The 25,953-nt window shown below is 71.9% G+C and carries 20 protein-coding genes; 7 read left to right on the top strand and 13 right to left on the bottom strand.

Annotated elements, in window-relative coordinates; translation table 11 throughout:
* Positions 1-61 precede the first annotated feature (61 nt).
* Positions 62-5,557: a carboxyl transferase domain-containing protein gene (locus tag AB0G16_RS34210; protein WP_362814446.1), complete on the top strand. Its 5,496-nt coding sequence runs from the start codon at positions 62-64 to the stop codon at positions 5,555-5,557.
* 158 nt (positions 5,558-5,715) lie between these two features.
* Here the strand turns inward: AB0G16_RS34210 and AB0G16_RS34205 are convergent, their stop codons facing one another.
* The 3 genes from AB0G16_RS34205 to AB0G16_RS34195 form a co-directional block, all read right to left on the bottom strand.
* Positions 5,716-6,258: an NUDIX domain-containing protein gene (locus AB0G16_RS34205; protein ID WP_362814444.1), complete on the bottom strand. Its 543-nt coding sequence runs from the start codon at positions 6,256-6,258 to the stop codon at positions 5,716-5,718.
* Between the two features lie 5 nt (positions 6,259-6,263).
* Complete coding sequence (locus AB0G16_RS34200; protein ID WP_362814442.1) at positions 6,264-7,385, bottom strand: adenosylhomocysteinase; 1,122 nt, start codon at positions 7,383-7,385, stop codon at positions 6,264-6,266.
* A 70-nt stretch (positions 7,386-7,455) separates the two neighbouring features.
* Complete coding sequence (locus AB0G16_RS34195) at positions 7,456-7,923, bottom strand: ATP-binding protein (RefSeq protein ID WP_362814440.1); 468 nt, start codon at positions 7,921-7,923, stop codon at positions 7,456-7,458.
* Positions 7,924-8,298: 375 nt separating this feature from the next.
* Here AB0G16_RS34195 and AB0G16_RS34190 point away from each other — a divergent pair, with 375 nt between their 5' ends.
* The 3 genes from AB0G16_RS34190 (at position 8,299) to AB0G16_RS34180 (ending at position 10,129) form a co-directional block, all read left to right on the top strand.
* Positions 8,299-9,171, top strand: coding sequence for a helix-turn-helix transcriptional regulator (locus tag AB0G16_RS34190; RefSeq protein ID WP_362814438.1), 873 nt, complete (start codon positions 8,299-8,301; stop codon positions 9,169-9,171).
* Between the two features lie 14 nt (positions 9,172-9,185).
* A complete protein-coding gene (locus AB0G16_RS34185; RefSeq protein ID WP_362814436.1) occupies positions 9,186-9,395 on the top strand; it encodes a DUF397 domain-containing protein in 210 nt (69 codons plus the stop codon).
* Positions 9,396-9,592: 197 nt separating this feature from the next.
* Positions 9,593-10,129: a hypothetical protein gene (locus AB0G16_RS34180; protein WP_362814434.1), complete on the top strand. Its 537-nt coding sequence runs from the start codon at positions 9,593-9,595 to the stop codon at positions 10,127-10,129.
* Between the two features lie 59 nt (positions 10,130-10,188).
* Here AB0G16_RS34180 and AB0G16_RS34175 read toward each other — a convergent pair whose 3' ends face one another.
* The 7 genes from AB0G16_RS34175 to AB0G16_RS34145 form a co-directional block, all read right to left on the bottom strand.
* Positions 10,189-10,857 carry a response regulator gene (locus tag AB0G16_RS34175; protein ID WP_362814432.1) on the bottom strand — a complete coding sequence of 223 codons (669 nt, stop codon included), beginning with the start codon at positions 10,855-10,857 and terminating at the stop codon, positions 10,189-10,191.
* On the bottom strand, positions 10,854-13,400 hold the full coding sequence (locus AB0G16_RS34170; RefSeq protein WP_362814430.1) for an ATP-binding protein: 2,547 nt from the start codon (positions 13,398-13,400) through the stop codon (positions 10,854-10,856). Before AB0G16_RS34170 ends, AB0G16_RS34175 begins: the two co-directional genes overlap by 4 nt.
* Positions 13,401-13,555: 155 nt before the next feature.
* Positions 13,556-14,434 carry a potassium-transporting ATPase subunit C gene (locus tag AB0G16_RS34165; RefSeq protein WP_362814428.1) on the bottom strand — a complete coding sequence of 293 codons (879 nt, stop codon included), beginning with the start codon at positions 14,432-14,434 and terminating at the stop codon, positions 13,556-13,558.
* Positions 14,434-16,560: a potassium-transporting ATPase subunit KdpB gene (gene kdpB, locus AB0G16_RS34160; protein ID WP_362814426.1), complete on the bottom strand. Its 2,127-nt coding sequence runs from the start codon at positions 16,558-16,560 to the stop codon at positions 14,434-14,436. Before kdpB ends, AB0G16_RS34165 begins: the two co-directional genes overlap by 1 nt.
* Position 16,561: 1 nt before the next feature.
* The gene (kdpA, locus tag AB0G16_RS34155) at positions 16,562-18,223 is read right to left on the bottom strand and encodes a potassium-transporting ATPase subunit KdpA (protein ID WP_362814424.1); all 1,662 of its coding nucleotides are present in this window, start codon (positions 18,221-18,223) and stop codon (positions 16,562-16,564) included.
* Complete coding sequence (locus AB0G16_RS34150; protein ID WP_362814422.1) at positions 18,223-18,312, bottom strand: potassium-transporting ATPase subunit F; 90 nt, start codon at positions 18,310-18,312, stop codon at positions 18,223-18,225. Before AB0G16_RS34150 ends, kdpA begins: the two co-directional genes overlap by 1 nt.
* Before the next feature lie 320 nt (positions 18,313-18,632).
* Positions 18,633-19,229: a TetR-like C-terminal domain-containing protein gene (locus tag AB0G16_RS34145; protein WP_362814420.1), complete on the bottom strand. Its 597-nt coding sequence runs from the start codon at positions 19,227-19,229 to the stop codon at positions 18,633-18,635.
* A gap of 81 nt (positions 19,230-19,310) precedes the next feature.
* On the opposite strand from AB0G16_RS34145, the gene AB0G16_RS34140 reads away from it, so the two are divergent.
* A complete protein-coding gene (locus tag AB0G16_RS34140; RefSeq protein WP_362814418.1) occupies positions 19,311-19,796 on the top strand; it encodes an FBP domain-containing protein in 486 nt (161 codons plus the stop codon).
* A gap of 128 nt (positions 19,797-19,924) precedes the next feature.
* Positions 19,925-20,770, top strand: coding sequence for an SGNH/GDSL hydrolase family protein (locus tag AB0G16_RS34135; RefSeq protein WP_362814416.1), 846 nt, complete (start codon positions 19,925-19,927; stop codon positions 20,768-20,770).
* A gap of 138 nt (positions 20,771-20,908) precedes the next feature.
* On the opposite strand, the gene AB0G16_RS34130 is transcribed toward AB0G16_RS34135, so the two are convergent.
* From AB0G16_RS34130 to AB0G16_RS34120, 3 genes are all read right to left on the bottom strand, one after another.
* Positions 20,909-22,084 carry a zinc-dependent alcohol dehydrogenase gene (locus tag AB0G16_RS34130; RefSeq protein WP_362814414.1) on the bottom strand — a complete coding sequence of 392 codons (1,176 nt, stop codon included), beginning with the start codon at positions 22,082-22,084 and terminating at the stop codon, positions 20,909-20,911.
* Positions 22,081-22,623 (bottom strand): SRPBCC family protein, encoded by a 543-nt coding sequence (locus AB0G16_RS34125; protein ID WP_362814412.1) that lies wholly within the window; start codon positions 22,621-22,623, stop codon positions 22,081-22,083. Before AB0G16_RS34125 ends, AB0G16_RS34130 begins: the two co-directional genes overlap by 4 nt.
* A 177-nt stretch (positions 22,624-22,800) precedes the next feature.
* The gene (locus AB0G16_RS34120) at positions 22,801-23,928 is read right to left on the bottom strand and encodes an epoxide hydrolase family protein (RefSeq protein ID WP_362814410.1); all 1,128 of its coding nucleotides are present in this window, start codon (positions 23,926-23,928) and stop codon (positions 22,801-22,803) included.
* A gap of 473 nt (positions 23,929-24,401) precedes the next feature.
* Between AB0G16_RS34120 and AB0G16_RS34115 the strand changes: the two genes are divergently transcribed.
* Positions 24,402-25,853: a family 43 glycosylhydrolase gene (locus AB0G16_RS34115; protein ID WP_362814408.1), complete on the top strand. Its 1,452-nt coding sequence runs from the start codon at positions 24,402-24,404 to the stop codon at positions 25,851-25,853.
* Positions 25,854-25,953 lie beyond the last annotated feature (100 nt).

Genomic DNA, 25,953 nt, shown 5'->3' with positions numbered 1-25,953 from the left:
GATGTAGCCCCGTTGGGGCGGGGACGACCGCCGTGTTCACCGCCTCCGAAAGGCCCGCTCAGTGTTCAGTCGTGTCGCCATCGTCAACCGCGGTGAAGCCGCCATGCGGCTCATCCACGCCGTCAGGGACCTAGCCGCCGAGACGGGGACACGGATCGAGACCGTCGCGCTGTACACCGACTCCGACCGGACGGCGACCTTCGTCCGCGAGGCCGACCTCGCCTACGACCTGGGCCCCGCCGCCAACCGGCCCTACCTCGACCACGCGGTCCTGCGCAGGGCCCTGGTCGAGACCGGCGCGGACGCCGCCTGGGTCGGCTGGGGCTTCGTGGCCGAGGACCCGGCGTTCGCCGAGCTGTGCGCCGAGATCGGCGTGACGTTCGTCGGCCCGAGCGCCGAGGCGATGCGCAAGCTGGGCGACAAGATCGGCTCGAAGCTGATCGCCGAGCAGGTCGGCGTGCCCGTCGCGCCGTGGAGCCGGGGCCCGGTGGAGACCCTCCAGGAGGCCACGGCCGCCGCCGAGCGGATCGGCTACCCGCTGATGCTCAAGGCGACCGCCGGAGGCGGCGGCCGCGGCATCCGCATGATCTCCAACGCCGAGGAGCTGGCCGGCGCCTACGAGCTGACCCGCCAGGAGGCCGCGCGCGCGTTCGGCAGCGGCGTGGTGTTCCTGGAGCGCCTGCTGACCGGTGCCCGGCACGTCGAGGTGCAGGTCATCGCGGACGGCCAGGGCGGCGCCTGGGCGCTGGGCGTGCGTGACTGCTCGGTCCAGCGCCGCAACCAGAAGATCATCGAGGAGTCGGCCTCCCCGGTCCTCGACGCCGATCAGGTCGCCGAGCTGAAGGCCTCGGCCGAGCGGCTCGTCCTGGAGGTGGGCTACCGGGGCGCCGGCACCATCGAGTTCCTCTACCACCCCGCCGAGCGGATGTTCGCCTTCCTGGAGGTCAACACCCGTCTGCAGGTCGAGCACCCCATCACCGAGATCACCACCGGCGTCGACCTGGTCAAGGCCCAGCTTCACATCGCCGCCGGCGGCCGTCTGGAGGGCGCGGCCCCCGCGGAGTGGGGGCACGCCGTCGAGGCGCGCCTCAACGCCGAGGACCCCGACCGCGACTTCGCCCCCTCGCCGGGCCGGATCGCCCGCCTGACGCTGCCCAGCGGCCCCGGCGTGCGGGTGGACACCGGCTTCAGCGAGGGCGACACGATCCCCGCCGACTTCGACTCGATGATCGCCAAGATCATCGCGCACGGCCGTGACCGCACCGAGGCGCTGGCCCGCCTGCGCCGCGCCATGGCGCAGACGACCGTCATCATCGAGGGCGGCGTGACCAACAAGGGATTCGTCCGCATGCTGCTCGACGAGCCCTCGGTGATCGACGGGTCGGCCGACACCGGCTGGATCGACCGCGTACGCGCCCAGGGCGCCCTGGTCTCCCACCGCCACTCCGCGATCGCGCTCATCGCCGCCGCCGTCGAGGCCTACGAGGACGAGGAGAGCCTGACCCGCCGGCGCTTCCTGTCGGCCGCCCACGGCGGCCGCCCGCAGTCCCAGCACGACAGCGGCCGCGCGCTGGAGCTCAAGCTCCGCGACGTCGGCTACCGCGTCCGGGTCGCCCGCACCGGCGGCCACCGCTTCCGCATCGGCATCGGCATCGGCGCCACGGGCCCCGAGCACGCCGCCGACGTCGACCTCGAGCGCTTCGACGAGCACAGCGGCCATCTCACCGTCAACGGCGTCCGCTTCAAGATCGTCACCGGCACCCACGGCCCCATCCACCTGGTCGAGGTCGACGGCGTCACCCACCGCGTCAGCCGCGACGAGGGCGGCGTCGTCCGCTCGCCCGTGCCCGCGCTCGTGGTGGCCACCCCGCTGCAGGCGGGCGACGAGGTCGAGGCGGGCGCGCCCCTGCTGGTGGTCGAGAGCATGAAGATGGAGACCGTGCTGCGCGCCCCCTTCCACGGCCGCGTGCGGGAGCTCTCGGTCTCCGTCGGCAGCCAGGTCGAGGCCGGCGCCCGCCTGCTCAGCCTGGAGCCGCTGGGCGACGGCGACGACAGGTCCGGCCCGGCGGCCGGCGCCCCGGACGTCGAGCTGGACCTGCCGTCCGAGCCGGCCGACGTGCCGGCCGCCGCCAGGGCCGCGCGCGGCCTGCAGGACCTGCGCGGCCTCCTGCTCGGCTTCGACGTCGACTCCCGGGACGAGAGGCGTCTGCTGGAGGGCTACCTGGCCGCGCGCGCCGAGCTCGTCGCGAGCGGCGAGCACGACCCGGCCGGCGAGGTCGAGCTGCTGCGCCTGTTCGCCGACCTGAGCGAGCTCAGCCGCAACCGGCCCGCCGGGGAGGAGACGAAGTCCCCCTCGGCGGTGCACAGCCCCCGCGAGTACTTCCACACCTACCTGCGCTACCTCGACCCGGACCGCGCGGGGCTGTCGGAGACCTTCCGCCAGCGCCTGACCCACGTGCTGTCGCGCTACGGCGTCGAGGGCCTGGACCGCACCCCGGAGCTGGAGGACGCGGTCTTCCGGATCTTCCTGGCCCAGCAGCGCGCCGCCACCGACGTCGCCGTGGTGACCACCCTGCTGCGCCGCTGGGCCGAGGAGGCCCCGCCCGCCGAGGCCCACCGCGTCACCGTCGGCCTGGCGCTGGAACACCTGGTCGCCGCCACCCAGATCCGCTTCCCCGTCGTCGCCGACCTGGCGCGCGGCGTCGTGTTCGCCTGGTTCGCCCAGCCGCTGCTGCGCCGTACCCGCGCCAAGGTCTACGCCTCCGTGCGCAAGCACCTGCGCCACCTCGACCACCACCCCGACGCCCCCGACCGCGCCGAGCGCATCTCGGCCATGGTCGCCAGCGCCCAGCCGCTGGTGCGGCTGATCGGCCAGCGGATCGGCCGCGAGGGCGCCGACCCCGTACCGCTGCTGGAGGTGCTGGGCCGCCGCTACTACGGCAACCGCGCGCTCAGCGACATCCGGACGCGCAAGGTGGCCGGCTGCACGTTCGTGGTGGCCGAGCACCGCACCGCCACCGGCACCGGACGCCTCGTCACCACCGCCGTCGACCTGTCCGCCCTGGACCAGGCCGTCAAGGCGGTCGACGCCTTCGCCGGCGACGGCGAGCTCGTCGCCGACATCTACCTGAGCTGGCCCGGCGCCCCCGTCGACGCCGACGAGATGGCCGGGCGCCTGCGCGAGGTCCTGACCGCCCAGCAGCCCTCCGGCCGCATCGGCCGCATCACCATGACCGTCGCCGGCAGCAGCGGCGCCGTCATGCACCCCCACTTCACCTTCCGGCCCTCCACCGGCGGTTTCGCCGAGGAGCGCCTGCTGCGCGGCCTGCACCCGCGCATCGCCGAGCGCATGCAGCTGGAGCGGCTGCGCGACTTCGACCTCGTCCGGCTGCCCGCGCCCGACGAGGAGGTCTACCTCTTCCGCGCCACCGCGCGGCAGAACCCCTCCGACGAACGCCTCGTCGCCCTGGGCCAGGTCCGCGACCTGACGCCGCTGCGCGACGACGAGGGCAGGCTCGTCGCGCTGCCCGCCGCCGAGGACATCATCGTCACCTGCCTGGACGCGATCCGCCGTGCCAGGAAACCCGGCGCCAAGACCTCGGCCACCAACCGGATCGTCATCTACGTCTGGCCGCCGACCGACCTGTCGCCCGAGGACCTCAAGACGGTGGCCGAGCGCGTCCTGCCCACGACCGCGGGCGCGGGCCTGGAGGAGGTGCTCTTCCTCGGCAGGCGCCGTGACGCCGCCACCGGTGAGCTCGTCGACATCGCCGTCCGGGTCGGCTACGAGGTCGGCTCCGGCATGCGGCTGTCGATCATCGCGCCGCCGACCGAGCCCATCGAGCCGCTCGACGACTACCGCCAGGAGGTGCTGCGCGCCCACGCCCGCGGCACCCACCACCCCTTCGAGCTGACCGACATGCTCGCCGGGCCGCTCGGCTCGTTCACCGAGTACGACCTGGACGAGCACGCCAGGCTGGTGCCGGTCAACCGTCCCAAGGGCCGTAACACCGCCGCGCTCGTCGCCGGTGTCGTCAGCACGCCCACGCCGCGCCACCCCGAGGGCATGACCCGCGTCGTGCTGCTGGGCGACCCGACGAAGGCGCTGGGCGCGCTGTCCGAACCCGAGTGCGCGCGGGTGATCGCCGCGCTCGACCTGGCCGAGCACCTGCGGGTCCCGCTGGAGTGGTTCGCCCTGTCGGCCGGTGCCCGCATCTCGATGTCGTCGGGTACCGAGAACATGGACTGGGTGGCGGCCGCGCTCAAGCGCATCGTGACCTTCACCCAGGACGGCGGTGAGATCAACGTCGTGGTCGCGGGCATCAACGTCGGCGCCCAGCCGTACTGGAACGCCGAGGCCACGATGCTCATGCACACCAAGGGCATCCTGGTGATGACCCCGGACTCGGCGATGGTGCTGACCGGCAAGCAGTCCCTGGACTTCTCCGGCGGCGTGTCGGCCGAGGACAACCACGGCATCGGCGGGTACGACCGCATCATGGGCCCCAACGGCCAGGCCCAGTACTGGGCGCCCGACATCCGCGGCGCGCGGGCGATCCTGATGGCGCACTACGACCACACCTACGTCGCCCCCGGGGAGAGCGGGCCCCGCAGGACGGTCACCGGCGACCCGGCCGACCGCGACGTGTCGACGTTCCCGCACGCCGTGCCCGACAGCGACTTCGCCACCGTGGGCCAGATCTTCTCCGCCGAGTCCAACCCCGACCGCAAGAAGCCCTTCGACATCCGCACGGTCATGCGCGCGCTGTCCGACCAGGACCACCCGGTCCTGGAGCGGTGGGCGGGCATGGCCGACGCCGACACCGCCGTGGTCCAGGACGTCCACCTGGGCGGCCGGCCGGTCTGCCTGCTGGGCATCGAGTCCCGCTCGGTGCCGCGCCGCGGCTTCCCCCCCACCGACGGCCCCGACACCTACACCGCCGGCACCCTGTTCCCGCAGTCGTCCAAGAAGGCTGCCCGGGCCATCAACGCCGCCAGCGGCAACCGCCCCCTGGTCGTCCTGGCCAACCTGTCGGGCTTCGACGGCTCCCCCGAGTCGATGCGCAGGCTGCAGCTGGAGTACGGCGCCGAGATCGGCCGCGCGGTGGTGAACTTCCGGGGCCCCATCGTGTTCTGCGTGATCTCGCGCTACCACGGCGGCGCGTTCGTGGTGTTCTCCAAGGCGCTCAACCCGAACCTGACCGTCCTGGCCGTGGAGGGCTCCTTCGCCTCGGTGCTCGGCGGCGCCCCGGCCGCCGCCGTGGTCTTCGCCCGCGACGTCGACAAGCGCACCGGCAACGACCCCCGCGTCCTGGCGCTCGCCGCCCGCGTCGCCGAGGCCCCGGCCGCCACCCGCGCCGAGCTGGCCGCCGAGCTGGCCGAGCTGCGCTCGTCGGTGCGGGCCGAGAAGCTCACCGAGGTCGCCACCGAGTTCGACCGTGTCCACAGCATCCAGCGGGCGGTCGACGTCGGCTCGGTGGACGCGATCATCAGCTGCGCCGAGCTGCGGCCGCGGATCATCGAGGAGGTCGAGAAGGGCCTCGCCCGTCACCCCTGACCCGCAGGCGACCGGTCGCTCCCGAGCCCGGACCGGGGCCGGGGGCGACCGGTCGCCGCGAGTGCCCGCGCACATCGGAGCGGGCGGCCGGTCGCCACGCGTGCTCGCATCCACCGGACCGAGGCGGCTCCGCCGGAGCGATACGGCGCTGAAGAGCCTCAGCGAAGTGCCCGGGTGACGCGCTGTCTCAGGATGGGGTCCTTGATGCTGTCGGCCTCGCGCCAGGCTGCGGCGGTGACCTCCTCGGTCTGGAGCGTCCCGACCTCGTCGGCGGTGCGGAGGAGGAACCGGAAGTCGATGTGCCGGTGGTCCGGCTCGCCCTTGGCCGGGTTGGCGGGAATGGGATGGATGTCGATGTGAACGGGGCGGTCGCCGTCCGGGGTGACCACAGCGGCGGGGATGCCGGTCTCCTCGGCGAGTTCGCGCAGGGCCGCGTCCAGGAGAGTGCCGTCCGATGCCTCCACATGACCGCCGGGCAGCAGCCACCTGTCCAGGGCGAGGTGGTGGATGTGCAGGATGCGTCCCTCGGGGTCGGCCAGGATCGCACCGGCGGTCACGTGTCCTCGGAACTCCCCGCGGCTTGTGAGGTCCGCGCCGTCGTCCAGCAGTTCCAGGACGGGGGCGAGACACCGCTTCTCCTCCGGATACGCGTCGAGGTAGTCGCTGACGACGGTACGGATGTGGTCTGCCGTGATGGCCAAATCGATCACCTGTTGAAGTAGGAGAGCCAGATCGCCGCGACGGCGGCGCGGTCGGTCGCGGAGACCTCATGCATACCGGGTGCGAGGTCTCCGCGGGTGAGCATCCCGATTCCGGCGAGTATCTCGGCCTGCACGAGGAAGATGAACGGCCCGAAGCCGGCGCCGTGCAAGAAGTTGACGGCGTTTCCGCCGTTGGCCAGGTAGAAGTAGTGGCCGGTCGTCTGGTAGCGGGTGATGTGCTCACCGACCATTGTGCGGGTGTAGGCGTCCGGCAGCCCGTCGAGTTCCAGCTCGTCCTCGCTGCTGGTGACGGTGGCGACGTAGGCACCGTTGCGCAGGTGGGGGAAGTCCTCGCCGCGCAGGGACACGGCACCGGTCGCGCAGAGGACGAGTCCGGCTCCGGTCAGCGCGCTGTGACGGTCGCGGGCGACGGCGAACCCCTGCGACAACGCCTGGGTGCGGCGAACGGGGTCGATGTCGAAGACGGTGACCTGGACACCTTTGGCGTGCAGCAGCCGGGCGATCGAGCTGCCGAGCTTGCCGAAACCGATCACCAGGGCCGGACGGCCGTGCAGGATGTCGCCCCGGCCGCGCATGACGGCCTCGGTGGAGAAGACCACGGACTGGCCGACGAGGAAGTCCTCCGGGTCCTTCAGCGGCGAGCGGGCGACCGAGACCACCGGACAGGGCAGCGTGTCGAGATCCCGGTAGCGGCGGTGGCCGTTCTCGGTGTCCTCGATCACCCCGAGAAGCCGCCCGGAGAAGCGCTCGTGCACCTCGGCCAGGGTCGGCGCGAAGTGGCCGCCGACGTCCAGCAGCGCGATCGACTCGGTGGCGGCTCGGGATTCGAAGTAGTCCAGGGCCGTGACGGGGTCGGCGAACAGCTCACGGGAGAGCCCGTCGACCGGGACGGTCTGTTCGGTCTCGCGCCGGGCGGCGGGGTCGATCGACTTGGGCTTGGGCAGCACCGCCCGCAGGCGGCTCATCGCCGCGACCGCGCGGACGAAGCAGGGCCGTTCGGGCAGCAGGTGGGTGACCAGGAAGGACGTGACCTGCTCGTCGGGAACGAACCGAGCCGCGATCTTGGCGAAGTAGGCGTCCAGCCGGGCACGTTCGAAGGCTTCCAAGGCTGTTCTCTCTCATCGGTGCGGACGGGGTGTGCGTGTCACGGGGCCGGGGGTTCACCGGGAACAGCTCTCAGTGCTCAGGGGCCGGTACGGCCGGTTCCTCGGGGGAGGGTGGCGGGGACGCCAGGGTGCACCAGACGATCTTGCCGCCGGGGGTGGGGCGGTAGTAGCCCCAGTCGTTGGCGAGGAGGTCGACGAGGTGGAGACCGCGGCCGCTCTCGTCGTCGGGGCCGGGGTCGCGCAGGAGGGGCGGGTTGCGGTCGGCGTCCCAGACGCGGAGCACCACCGTCTCGCCGACCAGGTAGAGGTCCATCCAGATGCGGTCCGGGCCGAGGTGGGCCGTCTCGGCGACGGCGCGGCAGGAGGTGTGCGCCTTGACCGCGTTGGAGACCAGTTCGGAGACGAGGAGCCGGGCCGTCTCGACCAGGTCGTCCCGTCGCCAGCCCTCCAGCACGCGCTGGACGTGCACGCGGGCGTAGTAGGGCGAGGTCGGGAAGACGGAGAGTTCCAGATAGTGCTCGGTGGTTACACCTGTCATTTCACCCGCTCCTGGTCGGTACGTCGGACGTAGGACCGGCGCCGTTCGCAGACGGGGGACGCCGCTCAACCCCACCGGGGGGATGGGGGCACGGCGCCGGTCCTACGGGAGAGCACGGCCGGGGAGCGTCGCAGGTGTGTCGCCGGTCGTGCCGCTGAGGCCGGACGGGCACCCGGTACGGGGGTGGGCCGCCTCGGGAGGGAAGATCGTCCGCCCGGCCGTCTGGGGAAATCATGCGTTTCGCCTTCCGGTGGGAACCCCACCTGGAAAACTTAACTCTGCGAGCATGCACCATCACACTCAGTAAAAGCAACATGGCTTTTTACATTGCCTGCATGATCCAGAAAGGCACTAAAGATGCGGGAGACAGATGAGATGAGCGAAATCACGCCCCCGCCGACCCGGCGTCAGCCACCCACGGTACGGCTGCGCCGCCTGGCAGCCGAACTGCGCCACCTTCGCCAGGAGGCCGGACTGGCCCAGATCGAGGTGACCGAGAAGACCGACCTCAACCTCGCCACGCTCTATCGGATCGAGACGGCCAAGACCAAGCCACAACTGCGCACGCTCAATGCCCTCCTCGACCTCTACGGTGTCACCGGCAACCGTCGCGCCGACCTGGTGTTGCTGCAGAAGGAAGCCAGACAGCGCGGCTGGCTCAACAGTTTCGACGCCGATCTCCCTGACCAGTACAACGCCCTGATCAGTCTGGAGGCCGAAGCCCAGCAAGCCATCAACTACGAATCGCTGTTCATTCCCGGCCTGCTGCAGACCGAGGACTACGTACGAGCGATGATCCGCGGTGTGCGACCGGCCGCTACGGACAAAGAGATTGAAAACCGCGTTACCGCCCGGATGCAGCGACAAACCCTGCTGGAGGGCGAAACGCCCCTACAGTTGTGGGCGATCCTCGACCAGGCCGCTCTGTGCCGGACAGTCGGCAGCACCGCCATCATGCGCGAGCAGCTCGCACATCTCGCCCGACAAGCCCAACGCCCGCACATCACCGTCCAGGTCATCCCGTTCTCCGCCGGAGCCCATCCGGGAATGCCCGGTAGCTTCATCGTCCTGAAGTACAACGCGGACGACCCCGATGTGATCTACATCGACAGCATGGCCGGTGACCTGTTCCTTGAGAAGGAAACCGATATTCGGAGGTATAACCAGATGTGTGAGCATCTTCGCGCGATAGCACTCAGCCCTGTGGACACTACTGCGCTACTCGCATCCCTACGCGAAGATCACTAGCGGAAGGACACAAGGTGCAGCAACCTGACCTCTCCAGCGCGTCTTGGCGCAAGAGCAGTCTCAGTGCTGACGGCGCGAGCTGCGTCGAGACGGCCTTCATCGGCAACGACGTCGCCATCCGCGACACCAAGGACCGCGACGGCGGAACGCTCCTGTTCCGCCGCGACGAGTGGACGGCCTTCGTCGGCGGCATCAAGAACGGCCGCTTCGACGCCCTCGCCTGATCCTCAAGGACAAGGACTGTTCTCCGGCGTCGGCCCGAACCGTCGACGCCGGTTCCGGTGCTTTCGTGATCGTGTCTCCTGTCGGCTTCGCCATCCTGCGGACGGGCGGTTGATACTCGTTTGCAGTGGGCGGTCAAGCGGGGTGAAAGCGGTGCGTCACAGACTGTGGGCACAGCAGCCGGAAAGGAACCCCTCCCATGACGACGACCCGCTCCCTGACGGGACTCGCCCTCGCCGCCGCCCTCGTCGCGATCGCCCCCGCGGCCGCGCAGGCGGCCACCGCACCGGCCTCACCGGCCGCGGCTCCGGTCGCTGCGAACCCCGCCACCGGGCAGAGCGCCGGCCAGGGCACCATCAAGTGGGGCACCTACCACGCCCCCGGTCGCAGGGCCAGGACGCACGGCACCCTGACGGTCTCGGGCGAGGACCACGCGGTCCTCCCGGTCGCCGCGCGCGGCAGGATCTCCGGAAAGGTCTACGACCTGACCCGCGCCACCTCCTCCTGCGGCTGGGCGGTCTTCCGCCTCACCTACCGCACCGCCGACGGCAAGAACCTGCCGTTCAGGCACCGCAGCGTCGTCGACTGCTCCTACGCCACCCCCAAGTCCTTCACCTTCACCCAGCACGACCTCTACCAGGCCGAACTGAAGGTCTGCTCCGGGCCCAAGGCCTCCAAGCCCTCCCTGAACTGCCTGTACGAGGGCACCTGGAAGGTCCTCTACACCTCCAAGTGAGCCACGGCCGGTGGGCCCCTGCCGGGGCGGGGCCCACCGGCGCGCGGGCGGATCACGGGTCAAGGTGTGAAGCGGTAGCCCATGCCCGGTTCGGTGATCAGGTGGGCGGGACGGGCCGGGTCGCGTTCGAGCTTGCGGCGGAGCTGGCCCATGTACTGGCGCAGGTAGTTCGTCTCCTTGACGAACGCGGCCCCCCACACCTCGGTGAGGATCTGACGCTGGCTGACCAGTTTGCCCGGGTGGCGCACCAGCAGCTCCAGGATGTGCCACTCGGTGGGGGTGAGGTGCACGTCACCGGAGACCGTCTTGACGGCCAGGTCGACGACGTGGCCGCCGATCTCGACGCGGGCGGGCCCGGTCTCCTGGGCGCCGGCGCGCCGGGTGACGGCGCGCACGCGGGCCAGCAGCTCGTCGACCCCGAACGGTTTGGTGACATAGTCGTCGGCACCGGCGTCCAGGGCCTCGATCTTGTCCTGGCCGCCGTCCCTGCCCGACAGCACGATGATCGGCACGGCGGTCCAGCCGCGCAGGCCGTGGATGACGTCCACGCCGTCCAGGTCGGGCAGTCCCAGGTCGAGGATGACCAGGTCCGGCGGCCGGTCGGCGGCCGCCCGCAGGGCCGAGCCGCCGTCGGAGGCGACCTCCACCTCGTAGTGCCGGGCGACGAGGTTGACGCGCAGCGCGCGCAGGATCTGCGGCTCGTCGTCCACGACGAGGATGCGCGTCACGACGCCACCGCCCCGCTCGGGACGGGCAGTGCGACGACCATGGTGAGTCCTCCCCCGGGTGTCTCCTCGGGTACGAGTGTGCCGCCCATCGCCTCGGTCAGGCCACGCGACAGCGCCAGGCCCAGGCCGAAGCCCGAGTGGTTGTCGCGATCTCCCAGGCGCTGGAACGGCTGGAACACGCGGTCGTGGGCCTCGGGCGGGATGCCCGGCCCCCGGTCGATGACGCGGATCTCCACGCGCCCGCCGTGCCGGCTCGCGCTGATCAGCACCGGCTCTCCGGGCGGGCCGTAGCGCACCGCGTTGGACATGAGGTTGGCCAGCACCCGCTCCAGCAGGGCCGGGTCGGCGAGGACCTCGGGCAGCTCGACGGAGATGTCGGCCTCGATCCGGTCGCGCAGCGGGCCCAGGTCGTCGACGGCGCGCGGCACGACCTCCTCCAGGGCGACCGGCCGGGGCAGGGCGCCGAGCACCCCGGCCTGCAGGCGGCTCATGTCGAGCAGGTTGGCCACCAGCCGGTCCAGCCTCTCCAGCGACTCCTTCGCGGTGGCCAGCAGCTCGGCGCGGTCGTCCTCGCTCCAGACGACGTCGGTGCTGCCCAGGCTCTCGACGGCGATCCTGGCCGAGGCCAGGGGGCTGCGCAGGTCGTGGCTGACGGCGGCGAGCAACGCCGTGCGCATCCGGTCGGCCTCGGCCAGCGGGCGCGCCCGCTCGGCGGCCTCACGCAGGCGTTCCTGGCGCAGGGCCACGGCGGTCTCGGCGGCGAACGCCTCCAGCACCGTGCGGTCGGCGGCGTCCAGCGGCCCGCCCCGGACGGCCATGACCAGGTCGTCGTCGACGACCACGTCGGTGTCGGAGCGTCCCGGGCAGGTGGACGGGGTGCCGCCGCTGGTGGCCACGATCCGCCACGCCTCCGGGTCCGAGCGCTCCTCGGGAGCCCGGGTGGCCCCGGGCAGCCGTTCCAGCAGGGTGACCGAGGTCAGGCCGAACGTCTCGCGCGTCCGCTCCAGCAGGGAGGGTACGGCGGCCTGCCCGCGCAGCACGTGCCCGGCCAGCGTCGACAGCAGCTCGGCGTCCGCGCCGGCGCGTGCGGCCTCGCGGGTACGGCGGGCGGCGATGTCCACGATCGTGCTGACCGCGGCCGCCACCAGGACGAACACGACCAGCGCGAACAGGTTCTCCGGGTCGCTGATGGTGAACTCGCCGACCGGTGTGGTGAAGAACCAGTTGAGCAGCAGCGACCCGCCCACCGCCGTGGTGATGGCCGGCCACATGCCGCCGGCCAGCGCGACGGCGACGGTCAGGCAGAGGAAGAGCAGGATCTCGCTGGGCAGCGACAGCACGTCCCGGAACGGCGACAGCGCCAGGGCCAGCCCCGGCAGCCCGGCCGCCGCCATCCCCCAGCCGATCAGCCGCCGGGCGCGGGTGAGCGCGGCCCGGGAGCGCACCGGCCGGCGCCGCCCCCTCCTGGCCTCGTCGTGGGTGATCATGTGGACGTCGATGGATCCGGAGCGGGCGATGGTCTCCAGCCCGACGCCGCGCGACAGGAGCTGGGCCAGGCGGCCCCTGCGGGAGGCGCCCAGGACGAGCTGGGTGGCGTTGACGCCGCGGGCGAAGTCGAGCAGCGCGCGCGAGACGTCCTCGCCGACGACCTGGTGGTAGGTGCCGCCCATGTCCTCGACCAGGGTGCGCTGGACGGCCAGGGCGGCCGGGTCGGCCCCGGCGGGCCCGTCGGCGCCGGTGACGTGCACCGCGAGCAGGTCGGCGCCCTTGGTGCGGGCGGCGATGCGGGCGGCCCTGCGGACCAGGGTGGCGCCCTCGGGGCCGCCGGTCAGGGCGACGACCACGCGCTCGCGGGCCTCCCACGTCGTGGCGATGCCGTGGTCGGTGCGGTAGCGGTCGAGCTGGTCGTCGACCTTGCCCGCGACCCACAGCAGCGCCAGCTCGCGCAGCGCGGTCAGGTTGCCGACGCGGAAGTAGTTCGACAGGGCCGCGTCGACCGTGCCGGGGGCGTAGACGTTGCCGTGGGCCATGCGGCGGCGCAGGGCCTCGGGGGACATGTCGACCAGCTCGACCTGGTCGGCCCGCCGCACCACCTCGTCCGGCACGGTCTCGCGCTGCGGGACGCCGGTGATCTCCTCCACGACGTCGTTGACCGACTCCAGGTGCTGGACGTTGACGGTCGAGATCACGTCGATGCCGGCCTGCAGGATCTCGTCGATGTCCTGCCAGCGCTTGGCGTTCCCCGACCCGGGCACGTTGGTGTGGGCCAGCTCGTCGATCAGCGCCACCCCGGGCGCGCGGGCGATCACCGCCTGGGTGTCCAGCTCGCCGAACGTCGCGCCCCGGTAGGTCACGCTCCTGCGGGGGATCACCTCCATACCCTCCAGCAGGGCGGCGGTCCGGGACCGGCCGTGGGTCTCGACGAGCCCCACGACCACGTCCCGGCCGCGCTCCAGCGCCCGGCGGCCCTCGCCGAGCATCGCGTACGTCTTGCCCACCCCGGGCGCCGCCCCGAGGTAGACCCGCAGGCTGCCGCGGCTCACGAGGCCCTCCTGGCCGGCACCGCGGGCGGGTCCGCGTACCGGTACGCGCTCGTCGGGCCGCTCGTCGCGCCGTTCACCCTGCCACCCGCCCGTCACCTCGCGCCACTGTCCGGGCACCCCCCGTCATCCCATCATCCCCGCCGCTCACCCGCCGCTCACCTGCCTCTCACCCGGTCCGCGCCGTCGAGCGCCAGGTTGAGTTCGAGCACGTTGACGGCGGGCTCGCCCATGAAGCCGAGTGCCCGGCCCGCGGTGTGCCCGGCGATCGCCCTCCTGACCTCGGCGAGGGCGATCCCGCGTTCGCGGGCCACGCGCGGCGCCTGCAGCTCGGCGTAGGCGGGCGAGATGTGCGGGTCCAGGCCGGAACCGCTCGCCGTGACCGCGTCGGCCGGCACGGCGGGCACTCCGGCCTCCCCCCGGACCGGGACGGTCAGGCCCGCGGCGTGGTCCTCGCCCGGCGTGGCGCACCGCACCGGAAGCCCCCGGTAGGAGGCGAGGAACGGGGTGGCCGGGCAGGCCTGGTTGACGCTGACCACCCGGTCGGGGAAGACCTTCAGCACCGCGCCGACCCCGTCGGGGGTGCAGTACGGGCGGGCGCCGCTGACGCCCTCCAGCTCGCCGACCGCCCTCGAGCGGGCGCACACCCGGGTGAGCAGCGATACCCTGCCCTCGTCCGGCTCGCCCTCCTCGTCCACGGCGCCGGGGACCGGCAGCGTGTCCACGACGTCCTCGGGGCCCAGGTTGCTCGCGCCGGTCGAGGCCGGGTCGTAGCCGTCGCCGGCCGCCGACGGGCGCGACTGGAAGTAGGTCGCGACCGGCTCACCGGCGGCATCGGTGAAGGACTGCCCGATGATCGCGCTGCCCACCTCCCTGCCTCCGGCCTGGACGATCGAGCCGCCCGCGCCGCCGGGCACCAGCAACTGGGCGACGCCGGTGACGGCGAGCGGGTAGAGCAGGCCGAGCAGCACGGTGAGGACGGCGACCGCCCGGATCGCGGTCAGGTGCCGGCGCAGCGTGGCGGGCAGGTGTTGCATCAGGACATCCCTGGAAGGAGACGGAGGAAAAGATCAATGATCTTGATGCCGGCGAACGGCGCGACGACGCCGCCCAGGCCGTAGACGTACAGGTTGCGCGACAGCAGCCTGGAGGCGCCGGCGGGCCGGTGGCGCACGCCGCGCAGCGCCAGCGGGATCAGCGCGACGATGACGATCGCGTTGAACACGACCGCGGACAGGATCGCCGACTGGGGGCTGGCCAGGCGCATGACGTTGAGGGCGTCCAGCCCCGGGTAGACGGCCGCGAAGATGGCCGGGACGATCGCGAAGTACTTGGCGATGTCGTTGGCGATGGAGAACGTGGTGAGCGCGCCCCGTGTGATGAGGAGCTGCTTGCCGATCTCGACGATCTCGATGAGCTTGGTCGGGTCGGAGTCCAGGTCGACCATGTTCCCGGCCTCCTTGGCGGCCGAGGTGCCGGTGTTCATGGCGACGCCGACGTCGGACTGCGCCAGGGCGGGGGCGTCGTTGGTGCCGTCGCCGGTCATCGCGACCAGCCGCCCGCCCTCCTGCTCCTTCCTGATCAGCGCCAGCTTGTCCTCGGGCGTGGCCTCGGCCAGGAAGTCGTCCACGCCGGCCTCGTCGGCGATGGCCTTGGCGGTCAGCGGGTTGTCACCGGTGATCATCACCGTGCGGATGCCCATCCGGCGCATCTCGTCGAAGCGTTCCCGCATGCCCATCTTGACCACGTCCTTGAGGTGGATCACCCCGAGCATCCGGCCCCTCTCCGCCACGATCAGCGGGGTGCCGCCGGAGACGGCGACGGCGTCCACGAGGTGGCCGACCCCCTCGGTGCGGCCGCCGTGCTCGCCCACCCAGGACATGACCGCCGCCGCCGCCCCCTTGCGCACCTGGCGGCCGTCGAGGTCGACGCCGGACATGCGGGTCTGCGCGGTGAACGGCACCCAGGTCACCCGGTCGGACTCGCCCGGCCACTCCTCGGCCAGGCCGTGGGCCCGCCGGGCGAGGGCCACGACGGAGCGGCCCTCGGGGGTCTCGTCGGCCAGGCTGGACAACGCCGCCGCCCGCGCCAGCTCCGTCTCGTCCACCCCGTCGGCCGGGACGAACGCGACGGCCTCCCGGTTGCCCACCGTGATCGTGCCGGTCTTGTCCAGCAGCAGCGTGGACACGTCACCGGCGGCCTCGACCGCGCGGCCGGACACGGCCAGGACGTTGCGCCGCACGAGGCGGTCCATGCCGGCGATGCCGATGGCCGACAGCAGCGCCCCGATCGTGGTCGGGATCAGGCACACCACCAGCGAGACCAGCACCACGCCGCTGACACCGTCGGCGTTCAGCGCCACCGAGTCCGCCGTGCCCGGGTTGACGAGCTTGGAGTGGACGGCCAGCGGCTGCATCGCCGCGGTGGAGACCAGGAAGACGATCGTGAGCGCGGCCAGCAGGATGTTGAGCGCGATCTCGTTGGGCGTCTTCTGCCGGTTCGCCCCCTCAACCAGCGCGATCATTCGGTCGACGAAGCTCTCGCCGGGCTTCTGGGTGATCCGGACGACGATCCGGTCCGACAGGACCCTCGTGCCGCCGGTCACCGCCGAGCGGTCACCCCCGGACTCGCGGATCACCGGCGCGGACTCGCCGGTGATGGCCGACTCGTCCACCGACGCGATCCCCTCGACCACGTCGCCGTCGCCGGGGACGGTCTCCCCCGCCTCGACGAGGACGAGATCGCCCCGTACGAGCTCGGAGGCGGAGACCTCCTCCCATTCGGGCGAGGTCACGCTCCTCACCCGGCGGGCCCGGGTGTCGGTCCTGGTCCTGCGCAGGGTCTCGGCCTGCGCCTTGCCCCGCCCCTCGGCCACGGCCTCGGCCAGGTTGGCGAAGATCACGGTCAGCCAGAGCCACACCACGATGGCCCAGGAGAAGAACGACGGGTCGGCGACGGCCAGCACGGTGGTGAACGCCGCGCCGATCTCGACGACGAACATCACCGGGTTGCGCCACAGCGTGCGCGGGTCGAGCTTGCGCAGCGCACCCGGCAGCGACGCGGCCAGCCGCCGGGGGCCGGGCGGGACCGCGCCCGCCCGGCCGGCGCGCGCCGGTGTTCCGCCCGGTGTCGCGGCCGGCGCTTGGGCCGTGGGGATCGGCATGTCAGGACAGTCCTTCCGCGAGGGGGCCGAGCGCGAGCGCCGGCAGGTAGGTGAGCGCGACCAGGATGATCGTCACGCCGGCGACCATGCCGACGAACTGCGGGCCGTGGGTGGGCAGCGTGCCCGCCGACGCCGGCACCGGGACCTGCCGGGCCAGCGAGCCGGCCAGCGCCAGCACCAGGACGATCGGCAGGAACCGGCCGAACGCCATGCACAGGCCCAGCGCCACGTCGTACCAGGGCGTGGCGGCCGACAGGCCGCCGAAGGCCGAGCCGTTGTTGTTGGAGGCGCTGGTGAAGGCGTACAGGACCTCCGACAGGCCGTGCGGCCCGCCGTTGAGCATGCTCGCCCGCAGCGTGGGCGAGCCCATCGCGAGCGCCGTGCCGCCCAGCACCAGGGTGGGGGTGACCAGCAGGTACAGCGACACCAGCTTGATCTGGCGGGCGCCGATCCGCTTGCCCAGGTACTCGGGGGTGCGGCCGACCATCAGCCCGGCCACGAAGACGGTGATCACCGCCAGGACGAGCATGCCGTACAGGCCCGAGCCGACCCCGCCGGGGGCGACCTCGCCCAGCATCATGGCGAACATCGTCATCATGCCGCCGAAGGGGGTGTAGGAGTCGTGGAAGGAGTTCACCGCCCCGGTCGAGGTCAGGGTGGTCGCCGCGGCGAACGTGGCCGAGCCCGGGACGCCGAAGCGCACCTCCTTGCCCTCCATCGCCGCGCCCGCCGCCCGGGGCACCGTCGCGTCCCCGCCCAGCTCGAACACGTTCGTGAGCACGACGACGGTCAGCGCGATCGTGGCCATCACCGCGAGGATCGCGGTGCCCTGCCGCGGCTGCCCGGTCATCCTGCCGAAGGCGCGCGGCAGCGAGAACGGGATCAGCAGGATCAGCAGGATCTCGAACCAGTTGGTCCAGCTCGTGGCGTTCTCGAAAGGGTGGGCGGAGTTGGCGTTGTAGAAGCCGCCGCCGTTGGTGCCCAGCTCCTTGATCGCCTCCTGCGAGGCGACCGGGCCGCCGGTGATCGCCTGGGTGCCGCCGGTCAGCGTCGCGACCTCGTGCGCGCCGGAGAGGTTCTGGACCAGCCCTCCGGCCACCAGCACCAGCGCGCCCGCGAAGGCGAGCGGCAGCAGGACGCGCGTCGTGCCGCGGACCAGGTCCACCCAGAAGTTGCCGACCGTCTCGGCCCCGCGCCGGGTCAGGCCGCGTACCAGCGCGATCGCCACCGCCATGCCCACCGCCGCGGACACGAAGTTCTGCACGGCCAGGGCGGCCATCTGGGTCAGGTGGCCCATCGTGGACTCGCCCGAGTAGGCCTGCCAGTTGGTGTTGGTGACGAAGCTGATCGCGGTGTTCCACGCGACGTGGTCGGTGACCGGCTCCATGCCCAGGCTCAGCGGCAGCCTGTCCTGCAGCCGCTGGACGGCGTACACGGCCAGGACCGAGATCGCCGAGAACGCCAGCAGGGCGCGGGCGTAGACGCCCCAGCCCTGCTCGGCGTCGGGGCGCACGCCCAGCAGCCGGTACAGCCCCCGCTCGGCGGCGGTGTGCCGCGGGCTCGTGTACACCCGGAAGATGTGGTCGCCCAGCGGCCTGTGCGCCAGGGCCAGCACGGCGACCAGGGAGACGACGAAGATCGTCCCCGCGACGGCCGGGCTCATCAGAACCGCTCCGGGAACAGCAGCGCCACGACCATGAAGATCACCAAGACGGCGACCGTCACGAGACCGGCGGCGTTGACGGCGCTCACAGGCGCTCCACCGCCTTCACGACCACCCCGAGGACCACGAAGACCGCGATCGTCAGGGCGACGAAGATGACGTCGGCCATCCTCACTCCTCGACTCCGGAACGTTGTCACCGCCCGGAATGGGCGGCACTCGACCAGCAAAGCCCGGAAACAGAGTGTTTTAGCCGTTCTTGATGGCTTCCATACGGCCGCGACGGCGTTCTTGACGCGATCCATACGCGGTCGTCGCGTCACGGCGCCCCGCCCCCGCCCCCTTCCCCCCCCGGAAGCCGGACGCCGGGTGCCGGGCCGGGCGGGAGGGTCACCGAAGCCGGGAGGTCGTCACCGCGAGGTCTCCGCCCCGGCCGGCGCGGACGCCGGCCAGGCGCGGAGGGCGACGTCGAGCGTGTCGAGCACCCGGCTCCAGGACTCGTCCGCGCCGCGCGGGTGATGACGGAAACCCCCGCTCCCCTCCAGGCTCACGAACCCGTGGAAGACGCTGCCCAGCAGCCGGACCGCGTCGGTCTGGTCGGGCTCCTCGAGCGCGTACCCGCGCAGGATGGCCCGCATCATGTCCGAGTGCCGGCGCCCCGCGCTCGCCCTCGCGGTCTCCGGGTCGAGCTCGACCCTCATGGCCGCGTACCTGCCGGGATGCTCCCTGCCGTAGTCGCGGTAGACGTCGGCGAAGGCGACCAGCGCCTCCTTGCCCGCCCGTCCGGCCAGCGCCACCGCACCCCGGTCGGCGAGCTCGGCCAGCGCCAGCACGGCCACCCTGACGCGCAGCTCGTGCGCGTTGCCGATGTGCGCGTACAGGTTCGCGTCCTTCACGCCGAGCCTGCGCGCGACCTCCGAGACGGTCATGCCCTCCAGCCCCACCTCGTCGGCCAGCTCCGCCGCCGCCTCGGCCACCCGGTCGGCGGTCACCGCGCCCCGCGCCATGGACTCCCCCCTCTTCCTAGAGCCTCTAGGAATTTCTATAACCTTTTGCAGCAGCAGCATACAGGGGGTAGCTTCTAGGCCATGCGACCGATTTCCGAGGGCGAGATCCGCGCCTCCTTCGTCAACTGCACCAAGGGCGAGGCCAAGCGCCTCGCCGTCCCCAGGGACCTCGACTCCCGCCCCTGGGACGACCTGGACTTCCTCGGCTGGCGCGACCCCGCCTCCCCGGGCCGCACCTACCTGGTCGCCGAGCACGACGGCCGCCTGGTCGGAGCGGCACTGCGGCGCGCCACCCCGCACGCCGGGCACGCCCGGCGCAGCATGTGCTCGCTCTGCCTGACCACGCACACCGGCGAGGGCGTGTCCCTGATGACCGCCCGCCGCACCGGCGGCAACGGCGACTCCGTGGGCGCCTACATCTGCACCGACCTGGCCTGCTCCCTCTACCTGCGCGGCAAGAAGGACGCCGGGCCCGGCGGGCGGATGCCCGAGTCCCTCACCCTCGAGGAGAAGATCGACAGGACCGTGGCCAACGTGGCCGAGTTCCTCCAGAAGGTCACCGCCTGACCTCCTGACCGCCCCCCTGACAGACTTGACCAAGACGTCAGTCTTCCGTTCCCCCTCTGTACGCCGGGCCCGGACCGATTCACGATCGGCACAGCATCCGGCTCACCCCCCTGACAGAGGTAGGTCCCTTGTCCCGACTGTCACGACGCCATGCCCTCCACCTCGTCCTCGCTCTCGCCGCCGCCCTCGGCTGGACCCTCGTCCCGGCCGGCCCGGCCGCCTCCGCCACCCTCGCGCCCCCCGGCTCCATGTCCGGGCTGGGCGACTCGATCACCCGCGGGTTCAACGCCTGCGGCTGGTTCGTCGACTGCACGAGCCGGTCCTGGTCGACGGGGTCGAGCACCTCGGTCGACAGCCACCGCAACCGGATCAGGACCCAGAACCCCGACCTCGTCGCCTACAACGACGCCCGGTCCGGCGCGAAGATCGCCGACCTCGCCGGACAGGCCAGGACCGCCGCCTCCCGGGGCGTCGACTACGTGACGATCCTCATGGGTGCCAACGACGCCTGCACCTCCTCGGAGTCGTCCATGACCTCGGTGGCCGACTTCGAGAGCCGCTTCCGTGCCGCCATGCAGGAACTGGCGACCGGGATCCCCCAGGCCTCGGTGTTCGTCGCGAGCATCCCCGACCTCAAGCGCCTGTGGGCCGTCGGCAAGGACAGCTCCTCGGCGCGCACCGCCTGGAGCGCCTTCGGCATCTGCCGGTCCATGCTGGCCTCCCCCCGCTCCACCACCCCCGAGGACGAGGCGCGCCGCGACCGCGTCAGGCAGCGGGTCGTCGACTTCAACGGCGTGCTCGCCCGGGTCTGCGCGGAGTACACCACCTGCAGGTACGACGGCGACGCCGTCTTCTCCTACCCCTTCACCCTCGGGCAGCTCAGCACCTGGGACTACTTCCACCCCAACACCAGCGGGCAGCAGGCCCTCGCCGAGGTGACCTACCAGCCCCTCCTGCGGACGACCGAGGTGTAGACCCCCGGCCTCGCGGGCCCCGGCGTGCGGGCCGGAGTCCCGCTCCGGCCCGGCCCCGGCGGCGGGCACCACACCGCGGACGGCACCGGCGACCACCGGCGCCGTCCGCGACCCCCTGTCACCGTGCCGGCTCACGGCTCACGGCTTGAGGATGACCTTCTCGCAGTCGTCCTTCTTGTTCTTGAAGATGTCGAACCCCTGGGAGGCCTGCTCCAGCGGCAGGGTGTGCGTGATGATCCGGGTCGGATCGATCTCCCCCCGCTCGATCCGCTGCAGCAGGGGCTTCATGTACCGCTGCACGTGACACTGCCCCGTGCGCAGGGTCAGCGACCGGTTCATCCACGCCCCGGCGGGGAACTTGTCCAGCAGGCCGCCGTACACGCCGATGACCGACACGATGCCGCCGCTGCGACACGACATGATGGCCTGCCGCAGCGCGTGCGGACGCTCGGTCTCCGACCGCACGGCCTGCTTGACCCGGTCGTAGGCGCCGACGTGGGCGCTGCCGTGCGTCGCCTCGAGACCGACGGCGTCGATGCACTTGTCCGGACCGCGCCCACCGGTCAGCGCCAGCAGCTCCGAGCGGACGTCCACCTCGTCGAAGTTGACGACCGTGTGACCGGCCTGCTCGGCCATGCGCAGCCGGTACGGCTCCTTGTCGATCGCGATGACCCTCGCCGCCCCCAGGGCCCTGGCGCTGTCCATGGCGAGCTGCCCCACCGGACCGGCACCCCACACCGCGACGACGTCGCTGGAGGTGATGTCGCACATCTCGGCGCCCATGTAACCGGTCGGCAGGATGTCGGACAGGAACAGCACCTGCTCGTCGCTCAGGCCCGACTCGATCTTCAACGGCCCCACGTCGGCGAACGGCACCCGCGCGTACTGCGCCTGCCCGCCCGCGAACCCGCCGGTCAGGTGCGAGTACCCGAAGATCCCCGCGATCGGGTGACCGTACATCTTCTCCGCGATGCCCGCGTTGGGGTTGCTGTTCTCACAGCACGAGTACAGCTCCGCCGCGCACGCCGCGCACGCGCCGCACGCGATCGGGAACGGCACCACGACGCGGTCGCCGACCCGCAACCGCTCCGGGGCGACCGCGGAACCGACCTCCACCACCTCGCCCATGAACTCGTGACCCAGGATGTCGCCGTCCTGCATCGTCGGCACGTACCCGTCGACCAGGTGCAGGTCCGAGCCGCAGATCGCCGTCGAGGTGATCCGCACGATCGCGTCGCGGGCGTTGAGGATCGTCGGGTCCGGCACGTCGCGGACCTCGACCTTGTTCCGTCCGGCCCAGGTGTTGGCCCTCATGCCAGTGCTCCCTTCGCGAGCTCCTCGGCCGACAGCGGCTGCGCCGGACGCTGCGGGAACTCCTTGCGGGCCCGCTTGCCCCAGGGAGCCCCGTCGGAGCGCACCACCTCACCGGTCTCCAGCACCTGCTTCAGCCTGCGCAGGTCGTCGTCGATCTGCTGGTGCGGCTCCTCGCCGAAGTACGTGGCGATCGCCTTGCCGAGCGCACCGCCCGGCATGTCGTAGACGAGCAGGACGTGCACCTCCGTGCTCACACCGTCCGGTGCCGGCACGAACCATACTTTTCCGGCGTTCGACACGTCGGCGCCGGCGATCGAACGCCAGCCGATGCGCTCGCCGGGCACCTCCTCGGTGATCTCGGCGTCCCACTCGACCGTCCGGCCGAACGGGGCGCTCGCCGCCCAGTGGCTCGTCCGTTCGCCCGTGGACCGCACCTCGTCCAGGTGGGACATGAACGTCGGGAGGTTCTCCAGCCGGCGCCAGAACGCGTAGAGCTCCGACGCCGGCTTGCGGATGGTTGTCGTAGCAGTCAGATCCATGGTTCACCCCTTTCCCCCGTGCTACCGACCTGAGATGGGATTACACCTACCGCACCGAAAACGACGTGAAATGTTTCAGGGAGATGGCCGAACACGGGGCGCCTCTTTCTCGGTGATCGTTCCTCCGGTCCTCCTTCGGTGCTCGTGAATACAGATCCTCGCCTTTACGTTGTAGATTTATTTCTCCTGCCCCCGTGCTCCCCGGTGAGCGGCCCGCCGGTCGCGGGTGACGTGGTCGAGGAAGAAGGTCCGGACGTCCCCGGCGAGCAGTTCCGGTACCTCCATCGCGGCGAAGTGGCCGCCTCGGTCGAACTCCGACCAGTGCCTGATGTCGTACAGCCGCTCGGCCAGCGGTCGCACCGACCGCGTGATGTCGTACGCGAACACCGCCACGCCGACCGGCACCGGGCACGGCTCGACCCGCCGCGGGGTCTCGCGGTGCAGCCGCGCCGAGGAGGCCGCGGTGGCGGTCAGCCAGTACAGCGAGACGCCGGTGAGTATCCGCTCGTCGTCGATCGGCGAACGGGGATCCGTCCACTGCGCGAAACGCTCGGCGATCCAGGCGAGCTGGCCGACCGGCGAGTCGGTCAGCGCGTAGCCGATGGTCTGCGGCGTGGTGGCCTGCAGGGCCTGGTACGGCGGGCGGTTCGCCATCAGCCGCCTGATCCCCTCCAGCCGGGCCTCGTCCGCCTCGGACAGGTCGATGCCGGCGTCCGGGACCGGCCGGGTCGGCAGGTAGTTGACGTGCACCCCGACGACCCGGCCGGGCGCCACCGCGCCGAGCGCCGTCGAGACGCCCGAACCGAAGTCGCCGCCCTGAGCGCCGTAGCGCTCGTATCCGAGACGGCGCATCAGCTCGGCCCAGGCCCGCGCGACCCGGACGACGTCCCAGCCGCGCTCGTGGGTCGGGCCGGAGAAGCCGTACCCCGGGATCGACGGGATCACCAGGTGGAAGTCGCGCGACAGCGGCTCGACGACGGCGAGGAACTCCAGGAACGAACCGGGCCAGCCGTGGGTGAGGATCAGCGCGAGCGCGTCCGGTCGCGAGGACCGGACGTGGACGAAGTGGATGTTCTGGCCTTCGATCTCGGTGGTGAAGTGCGGGAGCTCGTTGAGCCCGGCCTCGTGCTCGCGCCAGTCGTAGCCGGTGCGCCAGCGTTCGGCCAGTTCCCGCAGGCGCGCCAGCGGGAAACCGTAGTCCCACCCCGCGCCGGCGACCTCGTTGGGCCAGCGGGTGCGGGAGAGCCGGTCGGCCAGGTCGTCGAGGTCGGCCTGCGGGACGGCGATACGGAACGGCTTGACCATGATCGTGACTCCAGGGGATACGTTCGGCGGCCACACGGCCGGCGTCCGGCGCCGGCGACGGTTGGCGCCGCAAACGTTGGTGACACCAACCTTATACGTGTTCGTTGGCATCACCAACGATTTATCGCCGGACGGGAGGTCCGGCGGGCGCGGCGAGGGGTCGCCCGGCCCGCCGAGCAGGAGGAGCCCGCCCACCCCCGCGCCGGGACCGGGCGCGCCCCGCCGCGGCCGGACTCCGCTCCGGCACTCCCCCGAGGGCCGAGTTGCGCGCCCCCATTGACGGGCGCCCTCCCGGCGGGCTACTAATACGCCAACGCCCCGATCACCGCCCCCGTGTGCTCGCGGTGAGATGTTAACGTTAACACCGGGAGGTGTCGGGATGCGCGCACCGGCGGGTTCCGCGAACACCGGTGACGCTCCCGGCGAGACGTCATGACGTCCCACCGCCGGTCCGACGAGACGAGGACGACCTGATGCCCCCCACAGCCGCCCGCCGCCCGCTGGTGACCGCCCTGGTCACACTGCTCGCCCTGATCGGCGGCCTGCTCCTGCCGGTGGCGGCCCACGCCTCCCCCGCCGTCCAGTACACCAACCCGCTGGCCGCCCAGCGCGCCGACCCGCACATCTTCCGCCACACCGACGGCTACTACTACTTCACCGCCACCGTCCCCGAGTACGACCGCATCGTGCTGCGCCGCGCCACCACCGTCCAGGGCCTGTCCACCGCCCCCGAGACGGTCATCTGGCGCAAGCACACCAGCGGCGAGATGGGCGCCCACATCTGGGCGCCGGAGATCCACTTCATCAACGGCAAGTGGTACGTCTACTTCGCCGCCGGTCGCGCCGACGACGTCTGGCGGATCCGGATGTACGTCCTGGAGAGCAGCGCCGCCAACCCGCTGACCGGTTCCTGGACCGAGCGCGGCCGCATCACCACCCCCTGGGACACCTTCGCGCTGGACGCCTCGACGTTCGTCGCGGGCGGGGTGCGCTACCTCACCTGGGCCCAGCAGGAGCCGGGCATCGCCACCAACTCCAACCTGTACATCGCCCGCATGGGCGCCAACCCCTGGACGATCACCGGCCCCACCACCCGGCTGACCGTGCCCACCCTGGCGTGGGAGACCCGCGGGTACAAGGTGGCCGAGGGGCCCGCTGTGATCCAGCGCAACGGCCGGCTCTTCCTCACCTACTCGGCCAGCGCCACCGACGCCAACTACTGCCTGGGCATGCTGACCGCCTCGGCCTCGGCCGACCCGCTCAACGCCTCCTCCTGGACCAAGAGCGCGGGCCCCGTCTTCGCCAGCAACGCCTCGACCGGCCAGTACGGTCCCGGCCACAACTCCTTCACCGTCTCCGAGGACGGCCAGAGCGACATCCTCGTCTACCACGACCGCAACTACCGCGACATCTCCGGTGACCCGCTCAACGACCCCAACCGGCGCACCCGCGTCCAGAAGGTCCACTGGCGGGCGGACGGCACCCCCGACTTCGGCATCCCGGTCGCCGACGGCGTGACCCCCGTGCGGCTGATGTCCCACGACACCCCGGGCTCCGCGGTACGCCACTGGGACTACCGGGCCCGCCTGGAGGCGAACGTCTCCCCGCTGGCCGACTCGCAGTTCAGGCTCGTCACCGGCCTGTCCGGCTCGGGCACGGTGTCGCTGGAGTCGACCAACTTCCCCGGCTACTACCTGCGCCACCGCGACCACGCGGCCTGGGTGGAGAAGAGCGACGGCTCCACCCTGTTCAGGGCCGACGCGAGCTTCACCCGCCGCACCGGTCTGGCCGGCTCGGGCACGGTGTCGCTGGAGTCGGTCAACTTCCCCGGCTACTACCTGCGCCACCGTGCCGGCCAGGTGTGGGTGGAGCAGAACGACGGCACCGCCGCCTTCCGCGGCAACGCGAGCTTCGTCCTGGAGTGAGGCGCGCGGGGAGGGGGCGACCGACTCATCAGGGGAACATGGTTGGTGCGGTTCGGCTGGAACCCTCACCTCTCGGCCCGGTGGTGTACGGCCCGCGATC

The sequence above is a fragment of the Streptosporangium sp. NPDC023615 genome (assembly GCF_040640155.1).
Lineage (GTDB): Bacteria > Actinomycetota > Actinomycetes > Streptosporangiales > Streptosporangiaceae > Streptosporangium.
The sequence above is the reverse complement of the archived record's forward strand: the minus strand, read 5'-3'. Positions and strand labels throughout refer to the sequence as shown.

What these genes read in the sequence shown, in the direction of transcription:
- AB0G16_RS34195 (WP_362814440.1), bottom strand. Translation starts at nt 7,923, where the DNA reads ATGACAGGTGTAACCACCGAGCACTATCTGGAACTCTCCGTCTTCCCG.
- AB0G16_RS34190 (WP_362814438.1), top strand. Translation starts at nt 8,299, where the DNA reads ATGAGCGAAATCACGCCCCCGCCGACCCGGCGTCAGCCACCCACGGTA.
- AB0G16_RS34180 (WP_362814434.1), top strand. Translation starts at nt 9,593, where the DNA reads ATGACGACGACCCGCTCCCTGACGGGACTCGCCCTCGCCGCCGCCCTC.
- AB0G16_RS34165 (WP_362814428.1), bottom strand. Translation starts at nt 14,434, where the DNA reads ATGCAACACCTGCCCGCCACGCTGCGCCGGCACCTGACCGCGATCCGG.
- kdpB (WP_362814426.1), bottom strand. Translation starts at nt 16,560, where the DNA reads ATGCCGATCCCCACGGCCCAAGCGCCGGCCGCGACACCGGGCGGAACA.
- kdpA (WP_362814424.1), bottom strand. Translation starts at nt 18,223, where the DNA reads ATGAGCCCGGCCGTCGCGGGGACGATCTTCGTCGTCTCCCTGGTCGCC.
- AB0G16_RS34145 (WP_362814420.1), bottom strand. Translation starts at nt 19,229, where the DNA reads ATGGCGCGGGGCGCGGTGACCGCCGACCGGGTGGCCGAGGCGGCGGCG.
- AB0G16_RS34140 (WP_362814418.1), top strand. Translation starts at nt 19,311, where the DNA reads ATGCGACCGATTTCCGAGGGCGAGATCCGCGCCTCCTTCGTCAACTGC.
- AB0G16_RS34130 (WP_362814414.1), bottom strand. Translation starts at nt 22,084, where the DNA reads ATGAGGGCCAACACCTGGGCCGGACGGAACAAGGTCGAGGTCCGCGAC.
- AB0G16_RS34125 (WP_362814412.1), bottom strand. Translation starts at nt 22,623, where the DNA reads ATGGATCTGACTGCTACGACAACCATCCGCAAGCCGGCGTCGGAGCTC.
- AB0G16_RS34120 (WP_362814410.1), bottom strand. Translation starts at nt 23,928, where the DNA reads ATGGTCAAGCCGTTCCGTATCGCCGTCCCGCAGGCCGACCTCGACGAC.
- AB0G16_RS34115 (WP_362814408.1), top strand. Translation starts at nt 24,402, where the DNA reads ATGCCCCCCACAGCCGCCCGCCGCCCGCTGGTGACCGCCCTGGTCACA.